Here is a 15782-nt window from a genome sequence, read left to right as displayed (position 1 = left end):
ATATGCTGAATATTACAAATAATAGCCTGTATGAGAAAGTGGATCTTCTTCAGTATGCATCTGGAAAGAAGGTTTTCAGTGAACGAAATCAGAAATACTTCAACCGATTTTTAATCGTTTTTGTGGTCATTTTGGTCATTATCCTGTTCTTACCCTGGACGCAAACAGTGGCAGGCAAGGGGTATGTCACTACTCTTCAACCAGAGCATCGGCCTCAAACTATCCAGTCTCCAATTCCGGGCAGGATAGAGAAGTGGTATATAAGTGAAGGAGATTATGTGGAAAAAGGCGATACCATTCTTCACATTTCAGAGATTAAAAGTGAATATTTTGATCCCAAGCTTGTAGACCGTACAGGAGATCAGATCAGGGTTAAGGAGAATTCACGGAAATCCTATGAAAATAAGATCGGTTTTCTTGGCAACCAGATCGGAGCCATCCAGCAGGAAAAAAGACTGAAGATCAACCAGGCGCAGAATAAACTGCAGCAAAGCAAGTTGAAATTCAAAAGTGACAGTATAGATCTTGAAGCAGCCAGGACCAATCTCGAGATCGCAAATTCGCAGTTTGATCGTGCCAAAACATTGCACGAGGAAGGCCTGAAATCTACTACAGATCTTGAGAATTCCCGTCTTAAATTACAGGAGGCCCAGGCTAAAAAAATAGCGCAGGAGAACAAATTACTGGCTTCCCGGAATGAGATCATTAATGCGGAAATTGAGCTGAACAGGATAGATGCTGAATATGGCGAAAAGATATCCAAGATTCAGAGCGACAGGTCTTCTGCTGAAAGTTCTTTATACCAGACACAGGCAGATATCAGTAAACTTGAAACCTCTTTTTCAAATTATGAAACACGTCAGGGCCTTTATTATATCAGGGCACCTCAATCAGGATATATAAATAAGGCTATAAAGGCAGGGATTGGAGAAAGTTTCAAAGAGGGGGAAGCTCTGGTAAGTATTATGCCTTCAGACTATGACCTGGCGGTAGAGACTTACGTAGAGCCTATTGATATGCCTTTGCTTCACGTGGGAGAAAGTGTCAGGGTTCAGTTCGATGGCTGGCCGGCGATCGTTTTTAGCGGATGGCCAAATAGCTCCTACGGAACTTACGGGGCAAGGATTGTTGCAATTGAGAATTTTATTAGTTCCAATGGAAAGTATCGGGTTCTTCTTGCTCCAGACGAAAAGGAGTACGAATGGCCAAAGGAGATCAAAATAGGCTCCGGAGCATCAACATTGGCCTTGCTGGAAGATGTACCTATATGGTATGAGCTATGGAGGCAGCTTAATGGCTTCCCTCCAAATTATTATTCACCGGAATCTGAGAATAACAAGACCGATAAGAAATGAGAAACCTGATCTTTACCATTTTCGTTTTTTCCTTTCAACCGCTGTTTGCCCAGGTGCAGGATAGTCTTCGGCTTGACTTTCGTGAATACCTTGCAATTGTCAAGAAATATCATCCTATAGTGAAACAAGCGGGGCTGGTGGTTGATGAGGGTGATTTTAAACTAATGAAGGCCCGTGGCAAATTTGACCCTAAGATTGAAACAGATCTGTCTAAAAAGAACTATAAATCTACCGAATATTATAATCTATTCAATTCGGCCTTTAAGATTCCAACCTATTACGGACTTGAATTTTATGGAAAATATGAAAAGAATTCGGGATATTACCTGAACCCTGAAAATACGGTGCCTGAAGATGGTCTTTATTCTGCAGGAGTAAGTTTAGATCTTACTAATGGGGTCTTTATGAGCGAGCGAATGGCGGCTTTGCGCCAGGCCAAGATCTACCGGGATCAATCTAGAGTAAAAAGGGATATTTTGACTGCTGAACTTCTTTATGAGGCTTCGTTGGCTTATTTTGAATGGTATGCAGCCTATCAGAAATATGAATTTTTCGGGGATTACGTTGAAAATGCAGCATTCAGAATGCGCTCTGTAAAAACTCAATTCAGGGCGGGAGATAAACCGGCTGTAGATACCTTAGAAGCAAATATTGCTTATGAGAACAGGTTGGTTCAGTTTCAGCAATCTGAACTGGACTTAATTAAGTCTTCTTTAAAACTTTCGAATTTTTTATGGGCCGAGAATAATACTCCGCTGGAGATCACAAGCTCGGTAAAGCCTGAAGAAAACTTACTCAATGAGATCAATGGCCTGTGGATTGAAGATGAAATTAAGGTTGGAGAAAATATTCAGAATAATCCCAAAATGCGTTATCTGGAATATAATCTGAATTTACTGGAAGTAGATCGAAAACTAAAGGCTGATCAGCTGCTTCCCGATTTGAGTCTGAACTATAATTTTCTTACCAGTGAACCCGAAGAATGGAGGCGGTTAAATGTTGATGATTATAAGTTTGGAATAAAGCTTAGTCTTCCCATTCTTATGAGAAAGGAACGTGGAGCGCTTGAACTCTCTAAACTTGCCGTAGAAGACTCCAGATATGAGTTAATGAATGCCGAACGTGAGATTTCAAATAAACTGAAACTACTTGAATCAGAAATTAAAAGTTATCGCTCTCAAACAAATCAAATAGGAAAAGTGACAGACAATTATGAGAAACTGGTAGAGGCTGAGCAACGAAAGTTTGAACTTGGTGATAGCTCCCTTTTCCTGGTTAATAATCGTGAAAGTTCATTTCTTTCCTCAAGAATGAAAGAATTAGAGATACTCTTGAAGTTCCTGAAAAGCAGAGCTGAGTTAAGGAAGGTCCTTGCAGAATTTTAGATTTTACTGGAAAGGTTTTATGCTATTACTTAAAGTATTTGTTAGAAATTGTAATATCCTATTAAATAATCTAATCTGTAACAACTCTAATATTAAACCTAATAGATTTTATTTTATACACTCCAATAGATTATTTCCCAATACAGAAATACTGAACCCTTGCTATTGCTGGAAAAATTAGCGGGGTACAAAAAAGGTACAAGAAATTAACACAAAAAATAGCAATAAAAATCTCTCCATTTTTGTTGGTGTTCTTTCGCTAGAGAATTCAATTTCATAAAAGAAAATAATTTTTTCAAAAAAATCAGTGCTCCCTAGTAATGGTTTTCCGTCTGAATTAATTGCTATAATAAGTTTTGTTAATACACTTATATATCAGCGATTTTGTAGATATTAAAAACTAAATCTTGTCTAAATATTGGGAATTGGTATCTTGTGATTGAATTCCGATTTGACAGATAAATATGATCAATAATGTTAAGGCTGAACTTATTCAGAGACTTGATGCGAACCAACTTACTAAATTATTATTGCGCTTATTGTATTGTGAACATTGGAAGTATAATTTTCCTGATGTAAGAATCAGTGTGCCGGAGAATATCAATACACCTGATGGAGGTGAGGACGGAAGAATTACTTCTAGCAATACAATGGGATCCGAATGGATTATTGATACCGATATATTGTTCCAGGGAAAGGCTTCTGCCATGTCCAAAGCGGATTGTAAAAAGGAAGTACTAACCACTAAAGGAAATCTAAAGCCGCAAGTTAAAGACATTCTAGAAAAGGAGGGGACATACCTTCTTTTTACAGGAGATGATCTAAATAAGCAACAAATTTTAAAGCGTGTAGCTGCCATCAAAGAAGGAATAGCCGAAGCAAAAGAAAAAGAGGGACTTTCTGAACAGGATGCCGAGGCCATTGCCACTAAGGCTAAAGTTTTAATCTATGATTCTAACTTAATAAAGGACTGGACCAATCAATATATAGCTGCAGTTTCATATGTGCAGTATTGCACCGGCGGAAAAAGACCTTTAGGCCTGATAACATGGGATGAGCTCAGAAAATATCACCACGAGGTTTTTAAGTCAAATCACAGACTGGATGAGATTATAACTAAAATTAAGAATTGGATTAGTGAAGGTGAAATTGTTCGGATACAGGGGCCTTCAGGAATAGGTAAATCCCGTCTTTTGTGTGAAGTGTTTAATCCAGGAGTGCCGAATACCGCAAAAGAGTTTCAAACGGAATTAAAAACCCTGGCGGATGCAATGGTTTATTTTGATGTTGGTGACGGGCATCTTGAAGTACTGAAATTCATAAAGGATCATTCTCAGGAACATCGAATGATTTTAGTATTAGATGATTGCCCTCCAAATGTTCACGAAATGTTTGTTAACGAATGTATGCGCAGCGATAGCAAATTACAATTAGTGTCTTTGGACTTTGAACGTTTACCACAAAGACTTTCTATTGATTCAAAGATTATTGATCTAAAAGAAGAAGACTACAAATCGGTCACGGAAGATATTCTTAAAGAAAAATATAAGGGAGAATTGGAAGATGGTGAGATAAGATTCCTTATTGATTTTTCGGAAGGCAATACTAAGATGGCACAGGGTTTTGCTGAAGCTTCACTTCAAAAGATCGATTTTCATGAAATGGTAGACAACGAGCTTGTAGAGAAACTTGTTTTTGGGAGAGGAGATAAAAATGAAGAGGACTTACAAATTCTAAAAATTTTATCGGCATTTAAAACTTTTGATTATCCTTTACAAGAGCTATACAAACTTAATCCTAAAGAATATGAACGCTTAGAAGAAGGTACCCAGTTTATCTCTATTTTTTTTGGTATAGATGCTGATCATATTTACCGGACGATCCAAAAATATATTAAAAAAGGAAATATAGATCGTAGGGGAACTAAGATTATGGTTCGACCAAATCCTTTGGCTCTTAAATTAGCCATGATGTTTTGGGAAGAAACAAGTATTAGAAGTTTGGAAAAATTTATTAAGCAAATTCCGCATTCTCTGAAGACTCAAGTCACCGATCAGTTGCAAAATCTTCGAGGAGCAACGAATGCTAAGGAATTAGTTGAAAATTTATGGGGTGTTGATGGAAGCTTTTCGACAGCGGAGATTTTAAATTCTAGCATGGGTTCACACCTTTTCCGCTCAATCGTTATTGTGAATCCGGAAGCTACGACCAGAACTTTGGTTAAGCATTATTTAAATCAACCTAAGGAAGAATTACAGAAAGTTAAGGAAGGTCGTCAAAACCTAGTTTGGGCATTAGAAAAATTATGTTTTCGACAAAGTGTTTTTTATGATGCAGCACGTGTGCTTATGAGTTTTGCGGTAGCAGAAAATGAATTCTACTACAGTAATAATGCGACTAGTTATTTTAAACAATTATTCAGTTTTCAGCTGGCCGGTACAGAAGTGCCGTACACTGAGCGTATCCCTGTTCTAAAATGGGCACTGGAGAAGCAGGATCCTAATTTTGATAAGTTATGCCTTGAAGTCTGCTCTCATGTATTAGGTCGAAATTCTAATCATCGAATGTTGGGAGCGGAACGTGATGGAAGCGCAACACCATTAAAAGATTATCAGCCTCAGAATATACAGGAGGTTCATTGTTACATCAATGAATTAATTGATATTGTCAAACCCTTCTTAAAAGCCCCGGCACCTTTCAACGAAATTAGTCAGAAGGCAATTATTCATAGCCTGACTGACCTGGACCGGATGGGTTATGACATAAGAAAATTAAAACAAGAGCTGGAGTATATTACAGCGAATTCCTGGAATGAAAAAGAATTATTAAGTTCCTTGAATCTTGGACTGCATCGATCGAGATCTTCTGAGCCACTTAAAGAACTTTTTTCCGATTTACTCAAAAAACTAGAGCCACGGAATTTTTCACAAAAAATAAAGCGATTTGTATCTGAACCTTATGATTATTATAGAGGTAGGGATCATGAGGAGCAACAGAAATATATTGAAGATTTAGCCAAGGAAATCAACGCAAAAAATATTGATTTGGAGCCCTATTTTGAACAGCTGCTTAAAGGCACCCAGTATGAGGGCTATTATTTTGGCAAGTGTTACGGAAAAGTGCATGATTATGATGAAAGACTAATAGTAGCCATGCAGGAATTTTATCTTAAGATGGGTGTTGAAGATAATTGGAACGCCGCTTTTTTAAGAGGTTATGTCAATACGCTTATGCCTGGACAGCAGCAGGCTATATTTGATAATTTTATACAGCATGAATCATTATTTGCTTTCGTAATATTCCAGGAATTAAGGCCATCACTAAATAACGCAAGTGAATTAATAAGACTTATCGATAAAGGGATAAGTCCACAAATGTTTCGCTTTTCCAGAAGAGAAATGGCTCGACTTCCCTTGGATGAACTTATCATTTTATTGGATCGTATGGATGATCTAGGAGAGGAGGTACGAAGCCAGATTATCAAGATCGTTTACTGGCATATTCGTGATCATCAGCAGGATGAAATGGGTAATCAAGCGGCATTAGTAGAATTTTTAAAAAGTTATATTTCTCATTACAATACATTACAATACATTGGAATACTACTTAGATGTGAAGGAAATAACTGGCCTCTACGAATGGGAACAGGTGATGTTCTTTATGTTGAATGCAGATAAAGATATTGCCGAGCCTCTAGCTAAAAGTATTGTTTCTACCTATAGAAATAAAGGCTTCAGCCTGGGAAGCAATCATCATATTGCGAGTGTGGCTAATGCTACATTGCAAGTGAATTTTGATAATGCTTGGCCAATATATGGAGCATTTCTATCGGAGGATGGTGGCTTTCTACTCTTTTCAGAGATTTTCAATATGAGTTGGCTCACGGGTGCAGAGTTTAACAATCCATTTTTTCAAGTTTCAGAACGCTTAATAAAGCTGGAATCCTGGTTGTTAGATCATCAAGAGGTAGCTTCCAGAATGGTACGATATTTACCTCTTTATGGGCCTGATGGGGAATGGTTTTCACTGACCAAAAATTTAATAGATGCCCATGGTGAAAATGAAGCGTTTTTAGGAGAAGTCTCTAGTAATTTACATTCCATGTCTACAGTGGGTTCAAGAGTACCTTATTTAGAATCTCGTGTAGAATTACTAAGATCTTTATCAGATCATCCTATTCCTTCTGTTCAATCCTGGGCTTCCAAAGAAATCGACAGATTTGAAAAGGAGATTAAATTAGAAAAAATACGGGATGAAGAATTCGGACTTCAATAACAATGGAGAAGATTGAATTCATCTGGTTAGATATCTCGAAGTTCTTCTACTAACTTCATCAGTATAAATTGTGTAATGTAAAAATTGGCAAATACTTCGAACTTTCCGTGTTAAGAGGAGAAACATTAATTGAAGGCATTTAAATTAGAAGAAATTAGGTAAATATTTGAACGCCCAGTTATTTTAAATATTTGTTTAATTTTTGTCTCTGTTAGATTGATTTGATAATCTGTTTTCCGAAACAGAAATTATAAACTTTTTGAATATTAATATTTTATTGAAACAAAGATTTACCATATTTCTTTAGCCAATTAGCCTGTTCATTAAAAGTTGGGCATACTGTAGAGAGTTTAAGCCAAAACGCGTGTGAGTGTTTTAAAATAACCGTATGACAAAGCTCGTGTAAGATAACGTAGTCAATTACCTTAACCGGAGCTTTAATTAAACGCCAATTCAATGAAATGTTCTTTTCTTTAGAACAATTACCCCATTTATTGAATGAGTCTCGGATAAATAGTTTGTTAAATTTAAAATTGTGTTTTTTAGCCAAGAAATCTATCCTTTTTGATAGGTAATTTTTGGCCTCTTTACGATACCACTTTTCTAAATTGTTTCTAGGCTTTGGGTGTGGCTCTCCCAAATATAAAATATTAGCAGGTGGAATATGGATGGACAAAATTTCTTCTTTCTGAAATTCTGCCAACTTCTCTTTAATCCAATTTTGTTTTTGTTCGATTAATCTTTCAATTTCATCATTGGAAAAGCTATTAGGTATGATTAATTTTACCTCCTGCTTTTCGTTCACATTGATTCTGGCGTGACGAACAGATTTTCTTTGTATTATGTATTCCTGTGGAATATTCATTATAATTTATACTGGTTTACCATATGCTCTAAAAATTGCTCCACTAAAGCATCCTCATCACATAGATCTAATGATTCAAATTCATCGGAACAGAGCCAAAACTCAATATGATTCTTGATAGACTTCTTTTCTCTTTCGCTATCAGCCCAACCTACATAGCGTTTCTCTCTAATTATATTGCCAAGTTTCATCGCTAATGCTTTAGCTGTTTCTTCTTCGAGACTTTCACCAAACTTATTTTTCATTTCCTGATAGAAATAGAACTCACCCATATCTGCAAAGCCCATTTTTTTTGGTAAGCTTTCGGTTTCTTCCACCTCCGTAAAGAGTTTTTCTAAATCTTTAAGAGTGTCCTCAATCTTTTTAGACTTGTTATGTTTTTGTTTGATGATCTCTTCTAAACGTTTTAGGAAGTCTACATAAATAGGGTTCGCCACTTCACTTTGACGGATTACTGTTTCGATATCACGTATAATTTTCTCAGCTTTATCGTCCGGATTAAGTTTAGAGCCATTCAATACATCAATGTAGCTGCTGTCAATCTTAACTTCTGGCAAGTGACCTTTAAAGCCTAAAATTTCAGTAGCTTCATTTACTAACTGTCTTGTTTTAGCTGCATAAAACTCTGCATCAAAATCTAAACGTTTGTATTCTGATAAGTAAACCTGGTAGATAGCAATCAACCATCTGTATTGATCTCGATAAGGTACTAATAATGCACTTGGTGAAATTGCTTCATACAATTGATAAACTGCTCTAAATTCCTTTTCAAACTCGGTATGGTTTATTTCAGATAACCTTCTAACAATTGCTATAGAACACTCATAGGTATCTTGAAGCGTAATATCATCGAAATGCCCCATTGCCTTATCAATAGCTTTAGGAAAATCTTTAAATAGAGCTTCTTCATCTTTAAAAGTCCCAACATCTGTAGGGTCGTAACTCAAGGCTTTATTGAGATCTATACCAATGTAATCTACAATACGTCCATTGTTTTTACTTACTCCAGAAACTTTATCGTCATACGGTCTGTTAGTACGTGCTATGGCTTGTAATAAAGTATGTTCCTTTAAAGGACTGTCTAAATACATTGTCTGCTCGATAGGGGCATCGAAGCCTGTAAGAAGCATATTGCAAACAATTAAAATTTTAAGATTATTTCCATTGCGCAATTCTTCAGGGGTTATACGCTTTTTAAATTTCTTAATTACCTTTTTTAATTCACCTTCATTTAAATAGTGATCTTTAAAAAGTGTGTACCGCTCTTCACTTTCCTTAGCTGTTTTTGAAAACACAACTTGCACCTCAGAAGGGTCGAAACCATTCTTTAACAGTTCGTTGTAGTATAAAACACAAGCTTCTTTATCTATACCAACCAACTGAGCTTTAAACCCATTAGGCTCAACCTTTTCTCTGAAATCTTTGGTAATGTCTTTGGCTATTTCAGCTATACGTTCGGGTTTCTTTATAATGGTTTTCCAAGGTCTTACTCTGCGTTGTACCTCTTGCTTCTCATCATCTTCTAAGCTTTCTGTGAGTTCATCCCAGCCCTTTTTCAGAGTGTCTTTGTCTACTTGTAAATCTGTAGGACCATAGGTGTAAATGATTTCTCTTGTCGCACCATCATCAATAGCATCTTGAATACTATATCGGTCTAAATATTTTTCTACTTCGGTAGTACTGATTTTACCAAATTCCTTTATAGTTTTTGGAATTGGTGTTCCTGTAAAGGCATAACGCCCTGCATTAGGAAGCGCAGCTTTAAGCTCAGAATGGAAATCACCGTATTGGGTTCTATGCGCTTCATCTATTAAAACAAACACATTTTCTCTTGGGTCTGTAATACCATCTAACTCACGGAATTTTTGAATGTTAGTGATAATTACTTCACTAGTCTGAGACTTAATTTTATGTTTTAATTGCCCTGTATTTATAGGTTTAAAGGTATTGGGAAAGTCGGATTCTTCGAAAGTATCGCCAATCTGTTCCCTAAGGTCTTTTCTATCTACAATAATGTAAACGACCGGATCTCCTAAGTTTTTATGGTGACGTAATTTATAGGATGTGAAGAGAATGGTTAATGATTTACCAGAACCTTGTGTATGCCAAATTACACCTTGTTTAAAATCTCCTTTTTCAGCTCTGCGTACAATTTTATTTGCTGCTCTATACTGTTGGTAACGTGCTATTTTTTTAACTAAGCCTGATTCCGGAGAACGCTCAAATACCATAAAGTTTAGAAGCATATCCAAAATACGTTCAGGTTGTAATAAGCTACAGACTGATCGTCTCATTTGCTCGTAGGCAGGAATATCCATATCTAATAATCCTGTATCATCATTAAGTTTTGTTGCTATTACCTTGTTTTTAATAGCAGGATTATTCTCAGGTGATTCTACACTTAAATCTTTCCACTCAAAAAAGTAAGATGCAGAAGCTCCTAAAACCCCATATTTAGAAAATTTACCGTTGGCAGCAATCCCAAAAAAGTTTGAAATAAAAAGTTTAGGTACTTTACTTTCGTACAAGCTTAAATCTTGAATGCCTTTAAAATAATTAGAGTTGGATTTGGCTCTCTGTTTAGCTTCTACACAAATCAGAGGAATACCATTTACTAATAAAGCGATGTCGGGTTTTACCAGCTCAAACCCTTGTACCCAATATTGACGCGTTACTATAAAATCGTTATCCCAGAGATTTTTAAAATCAATAATTCGAATGGTTTTATCTTCTTCACCTATTTTAATATTTACCCCCTTAACTACACGTTCCAAAAACAACTCATTAGCCTCTAAAGTATTTGGATTGTTAAAATGTTGCGTGAGAATAGGTAACACCCTTTTGGCATCTGCTTTAGAAATATTATTGATTGAAGCAATTTTATTAACTAATATTTCATCAATAATGGGATTCGCTAAAGGGCGTTTGTAACGTTTTAAAAACTCGTTATCTCGGTTTGTCCAACCTAAATCACTTATCCATTTAGACATTGGGACTTCAACTGCTGGTATTTCTGAAAAGCCTGCCATATTTTTTATTGTATTCGTTTATTAATTGTTCTTATTATTTCCATAGTGGTTCTTTTTGCCAATTTTTAGGAAAGCCCATTTTATACAAAGGTGTGTTAGGGAATTGTTGGAACAAGTCTAACAACTCGTCTTTTATATGATGCCCTGGACTAATTCTGTTATTCATATATAGAATAGCTGATACCAGTGGAAATATTTTTCTTCGTTGGTATTGGTTAGGTGTATAGCTTAAAAGCGGATCTTTAGTACTTTTAGGCCAATCGTATTTATTGATGATTACCCGATTCCATAATCGACCGTGATGTGCAATTATGTTTCTTATATAAGTAGTACTTAACAACCAACTGGCTAAATACTTTTGATTATTTAGACCAAATTCTGTAGCGATTTTGGCCTTTTCGGGTAGTTGGTGATTTAAGTTTTGATATAGTTTAGAAAGTGAGCCTAAAGTTAAAATTTCTAAAGCCTTCCAAGATTCTGGATTTTCTGTAACGTGATTGTCGTAATGCTTAATAATAAACTCTTCACTACTGTTGGCAAGGTCTCTGGCTAATTTACTCTTAAATCCTAAATGATTTTTATACTTCTCAAAATATTGGGTTTCATTATGCCAATGCGGACCATAGGCTAAAGACATATGGTAGATTAGCTTTGTACGTAAGGCTATTTCTATACGCTCTATGGCATTGAAAACAATAAGGCGGAAGTGCCTGTCGAAATTATACAAGTCTATAATGTCCTCGAAATAATTGTTGGGGTGGAAATTATGATTGACCTTATCGGACTGCATTTCCCACCAATAGCCTTTAAGGCGGTAATAGCTTATATTACCTAAAAAGTGAGGGGCATCTGCCACGTTATGAAACAGCATCCCTCTATCTTGGAGCAGTTGTATTTGCTCTTGTATGGTTTTAGCCGGTTTTGCCATTAATTCATTGTATTTGGGGTTAATGAATACGGCTTGCTAAAAAGAAAAAGATCACCTAAGTGTGCTTTACAAAGAAGCAGAGGAGGTGTATTGTGTGTTAGGGACTGCCCTAAAAAAAAGAAGACCCACTTGCTGTTCTTACGGGAAGCAGAATGGGTACTGTTACTGCAAATGTACAAACATTTAACCCATAAAACAAAGCTTTTTAACAATTCTCCGCTACTTATTAACAATTTTAAGGTGTAAACATCATTTTTAACCGACTGAAAATCAATGTTTAATGATTTTTTTAATGTTATAAAAAAATGTACAAACACAGAATACCCAAAATTTTGAGGCGGCCTCATTATTGATTTACTCTTTCCTAAGTTACAGGTACTACTCATATCCAAAATTTCATTTAATTCTCTATAGCCATACTGAATTATTCCAATTCATTTTTTGCATCTTCTGGGATTCTTACTTTGCCAGTTAATAAGTTTTGCATCAAAGACTTTTTGAGATTATTCAGCTGCTTAATAGATTCTTGCTTATTTTCAACCACAGTAAAGACTGTTTGGATTTTTTCAGTAATAATTTTTTGTTCCTCAAAAGGAGCTTCGTACACCTTTAATTTTTTAAAATCTCTATCCGTAACAGCAGGATAATTTGAACCAGATATAAAACTGGCAAATTGTTTTTCTCCTATAAAACTTAATATTTGAAAGAAGTAGAAATCGCTTACCTGATTACCCTTTGGACTTACGGTTGCAAAACCAGTTGAACATATCAAATTATCACCTTCTTCCTTAATTCTCGCAAATCCTTTAAGGTTTGGTCTTACTGTAGAAACTATGAAATCCCCTTTTTTTATTATTCTTCGCGCTCGCCCAGGAGCTTCTGAAAATTTATATGTAGGAACTAAATCATAATCAATGCTATCAGTTGAGACTGCTTCAATAGTAATATACTGCAACTCATAGTTCGGGTCTGTTGAAGCTGGTAAGGATGCCTTATTGATTATTTGAACCTCTTTCAAATAACTTATTCTCCACCCCTTAGGCACTTTCCCAAACTTTTCATCGAGATAAAACTCATCTTCCGTACGCCAAGAACCATCGGGTTTCATTTTACCAGTAAGCAGGTTTTGCATTAGGGAGGTTTTTAGCTTCTCTAATTTGGCAATGCTGTTTTTGGTGGCTTGTATAGTTTTGTCTACTGTAGAAAGCGCATTGGCTATTTGGGTTTGTTCTGTTGGTGAAGGTTTCGGTAGCCTTTGGTTTAAATAATAGCGGTATTCTAAATTTCTAATACCATTGGTTTGGGTTTGCATAGTTTGGGTAATACCTGCACTATGCAAATGATATAAGCAGTAAAACACAAACTTTGCATCATATTCATCAGATACACGAATACGCTGAATAAAATTGGAGAACCCGAAACCAGTTTCTTCAATGTCTTTAGTTACAAAACTTACCCTTCCAACAGGTTGATTGGCACTACCACCAGAACGTTCTATTACAATATCGTTTTCTTTTAGTTTAGTTTTTAGGTATTCATCTTCTGAAAGGGCACGTTCTGCTACATCAGATAAATCTAAATACCCTGTATCGTTAAAATTAGTACTCCTTACAACAGCAATACTATTATCGTCTTTTGGGTCTGCACCCCATTTTCCTGCATCATTACTTGACAAGAAATCCTTTAACCGTATTGGGTCAAAATCTGGAATACAGAAGCCTATTTTTGTTTCCTTTAATTCCATTAATTCAAGATTTCAAGTAATTGGTTTAGTTCAGCTTCAGCTTGCTTTTCGTCATCTAAAGCCGTATTAAGCTCTTCTTTTGCTTCGGCAATAGGGATTTCAGGTTCAGGCTCTACGGTATCGATATATCGCGGTAGGTTTAGGTTGAACTCATTTTCAATTAGCTCTTCCATATCTACCAAAGCAAAGTATTTTCTGCGTAATACAGGGTCTGCAAACACTCCTAACATTTCCTGACTTACCACCTGTATGGCTACTTTTTCACGTTCGGCATCTGCTTTAGCTTCGGCAATGTCATTGTCTTTTTGGTCGATGATACCTTGCAGTTTTTCAATGCGGTTTTCAATTTTATTAATATTAGCTTTGGTAATAGCCGCTTTATTGCCTGCTTTTAGTTTGGTTTTAAAAATTTGCTCTGCACCAAATTGAATTTCTATTTCGCCTTTTTCGTTTACAGGAATGCTTGTCTTTCTTTGATCTTTTAAACTCAATTCAAACTTGCCTTTGTGGATGTTGGCATTTAAAATAGTGCCGTCTTTTAAGGTTAGTTCTAAAGAAGCGTTGTTGGCTTCAAAATAGGATTTTGTTTGTAGTAATTCTGATTCCAACCCTGCCAATTCGGTTTCTTCATCAATGTATTTTTCATTGATTTCCAAAAGTTTAAAATCGAGATTATCATCTACTAAAGCGAATAAACGTTGTTCCTGAGATGGAATAATAGCCTTAGCTCTTTCTATATCACCATAACTAAGTAACTGCACCAAAAGACGCATTACGTCTTGCGGACGTAGCACGTTCTGGTCGGGTTCAGATTTGTACCAACCTTCTTTAGCACCCCAAACCATAAGGATTTTGTCTTTACGTTCTACAGGCTTATTCTTATTAAAAAAGATAATCGCCCCTGGAATGGTATTACCATAGAATACATTTTCAGGTAAGGCCACAATGGCATCAATAATGTTTTTATTTTCTTCGCCTATACCTTCAATAAACCCTCTACGAATTAGATAGTCGTCATCTGCTTTACGGTTTTGTCCGTCTTCCTCTTCGGTTTTTTCAGGTTGCCCTTTGAATAATACTCCATTAGGACAAACTACGCCTGCCATACCATCAGGTTCTAAAGAAGCGATGATGTGTTGCAGGAATGCGAAATCTCCATTGGTAAAGTTGGGCGTACCAAATAGTAAACGGTTATAAGGATCGGCATAGGTATCTTTAGCTGGGTAATCGTATTTAGGAGACCCATCTTTATTTAAAACAGCTTTTCCTTTTTTATCCTTCTTAGGCGTACCATTACCTGCCCAGTTTTCTACAGAGAATGGGAAATTAGCCAAGACTACATCGAAGGTTTCAATTTCGCTATCGTTCTTTTTAAACTTAGGGTTTTGGATGGTATCGCCCTGACGGATTTCACCCTCTAAACCGTGTAAGAGCAAGTTCATTGTAGCAATAGCCCAGGTATTCCAAATGGTTTCCTGACCATACAGACGTAAGCCCTTTAATTCCCCTTGACTTTCTTTTACATAATCAGCAGCTTTAATCAAAAAACCTCCCGAACCGCAAGTAGGGTCATATACACGCATACCATTATTTGGAGAAATGTATCGCACCATTAGTTCTACTACTTCCGGCGGAGTATAAAATTGCCCCGCTACTGTACCTCCTTTGTTTTCATCGGCAAAACGTTTGATAAGATATTCGTAAGCGTGGCCTAAAATATCTAAAGGAACATTCGCATTGGATAGGTCCATATGGTCTAAATGGTTGATTAACTCCTGTAGTATTTTGGGATCTAATCGTTTCCCTCCAGAACCATCAGGAGCTGCTGCATTCCAATTTACGGTATTGATAATCCCTTTTAGTTTAGGGTTAGCATCTGCAATTGCTTTTACAGCTTCGTCTAATTTTTCATTTTTATCTTCTAATGAAGCGCTTGAGATATCTTCCCAAAAGTGACCTTTTGGAATGGAAAAAATATGAGCATTTTTTAATGCTTTTTCTTTTTGCTTCGCATTCAGTGTGGTGCCGTATTCTGATTCGAGTTCTAGAACTTTTTGTTTTTCCTCCCAGGGGTAGTTATCGGAAAGTCTTTTGTAGAATAATAAGGTTAGAATATATGATTTGTAATCTTCTACTTTACCATAGAGAATATCTGCCATTCCCCATAAAAAATTACCTAATTGCTGTTTTGTTATCATCTA

General features: G+C 36.2%; 9 protein-coding genes. 4 read left to right on the top strand and 5 right to left on the bottom strand.

Annotation, left to right across the window (positions count from 1 at the left end; genetic code table 11):
- Nucleotides 1-2: 2 nt before the first annotated feature.
- From ACFQ3Q_RS10870 to ACFQ3Q_RS10855, 4 genes are all read left to right on the top strand, one after another.
- Nucleotides 3-1355, top strand: a complete 1353-nt coding sequence (locus ACFQ3Q_RS10870) for an HlyD family secretion protein (RefSeq protein ID WP_380745725.1) — start codon at nt 3-5, stop codon at nt 1353-1355.
- Entirely contained in the window at nt 1352-2740 is a 1389-nt protein-coding gene (locus ACFQ3Q_RS10865) for a TolC family protein (protein WP_380745723.1), read from the top strand. Before ACFQ3Q_RS10870 ends, ACFQ3Q_RS10865 begins: the two co-directional genes overlap by 4 nt.
- 464 nt (nt 2741-3204) lie before the next feature.
- Complete coding sequence (locus tag ACFQ3Q_RS10860) at nt 3205-6417, top strand: hypothetical protein (protein WP_380745720.1); 3213 nt, start codon at nt 3205-3207, stop codon at nt 6415-6417.
- On the top strand, nt 6353-7015 hold the full coding sequence (locus ACFQ3Q_RS10855) for a hypothetical protein (RefSeq protein ID WP_380745719.1): 663 nt from the start codon (nt 6353-6355) through the stop codon (nt 7013-7015). Before ACFQ3Q_RS10860 ends, ACFQ3Q_RS10855 begins: the two co-directional genes overlap by 65 nt.
- 274 nt (nt 7016-7289) lie before the next feature.
- Here the strand turns inward: ACFQ3Q_RS10855 and ACFQ3Q_RS10850 are convergent, their stop codons facing one another.
- The 5 genes from ACFQ3Q_RS10850 to ACFQ3Q_RS10830 form a co-directional block, all read right to left on the bottom strand.
- Nucleotides 7290-7880, bottom strand: coding sequence for a M48 family metallopeptidase (locus ACFQ3Q_RS10850; RefSeq protein ID WP_380745716.1), 591 nt, complete (start codon nt 7878-7880; stop codon nt 7290-7292).
- Nucleotides 7880-10909 (bottom strand): type I restriction endonuclease subunit R, encoded by a 3030-nt coding sequence (locus ACFQ3Q_RS10845; RefSeq protein ID WP_380745713.1) that lies wholly within the window; start codon nt 10907-10909, stop codon nt 7880-7882. Before ACFQ3Q_RS10845 ends, ACFQ3Q_RS10850 begins: the two co-directional genes overlap by 1 nt.
- Before the next feature lie 34 nt (nt 10910-10943).
- Nucleotides 10944-11837 (bottom strand): Abi family protein, encoded by an 894-nt coding sequence (locus ACFQ3Q_RS10840; RefSeq protein ID WP_380745710.1) that lies wholly within the window; start codon nt 11835-11837, stop codon nt 10944-10946.
- Nucleotides 11838-12261: 424 nt separating this feature from the next.
- A complete protein-coding gene (locus tag ACFQ3Q_RS10835; protein WP_380745707.1) occupies nt 12262-13581 on the bottom strand; it encodes a restriction endonuclease subunit S in 1320 nt (439 codons plus the stop codon).
- Entirely contained in the window at nt 13581-15779 is a 2199-nt protein-coding gene (locus ACFQ3Q_RS10830) for a type I restriction-modification system subunit M (protein WP_380745704.1), read from the bottom strand. Before ACFQ3Q_RS10830 ends, ACFQ3Q_RS10835 begins: the two co-directional genes overlap by 1 nt.
- Between the last annotated feature and the right edge of the window lie 3 nt (nt 15780-15782).

Source organism: Salegentibacter chungangensis, assembly GCF_042678405.1.
GTDB lineage: Bacteria > Bacteroidota > Bacteroidia > Flavobacteriales > Flavobacteriaceae > Salegentibacter_A > Salegentibacter_A chungangensis.
The sequence above is the reverse complement of the archived record's forward strand: the minus strand, read 5'-3'. Positions and strand labels throughout refer to the sequence as shown.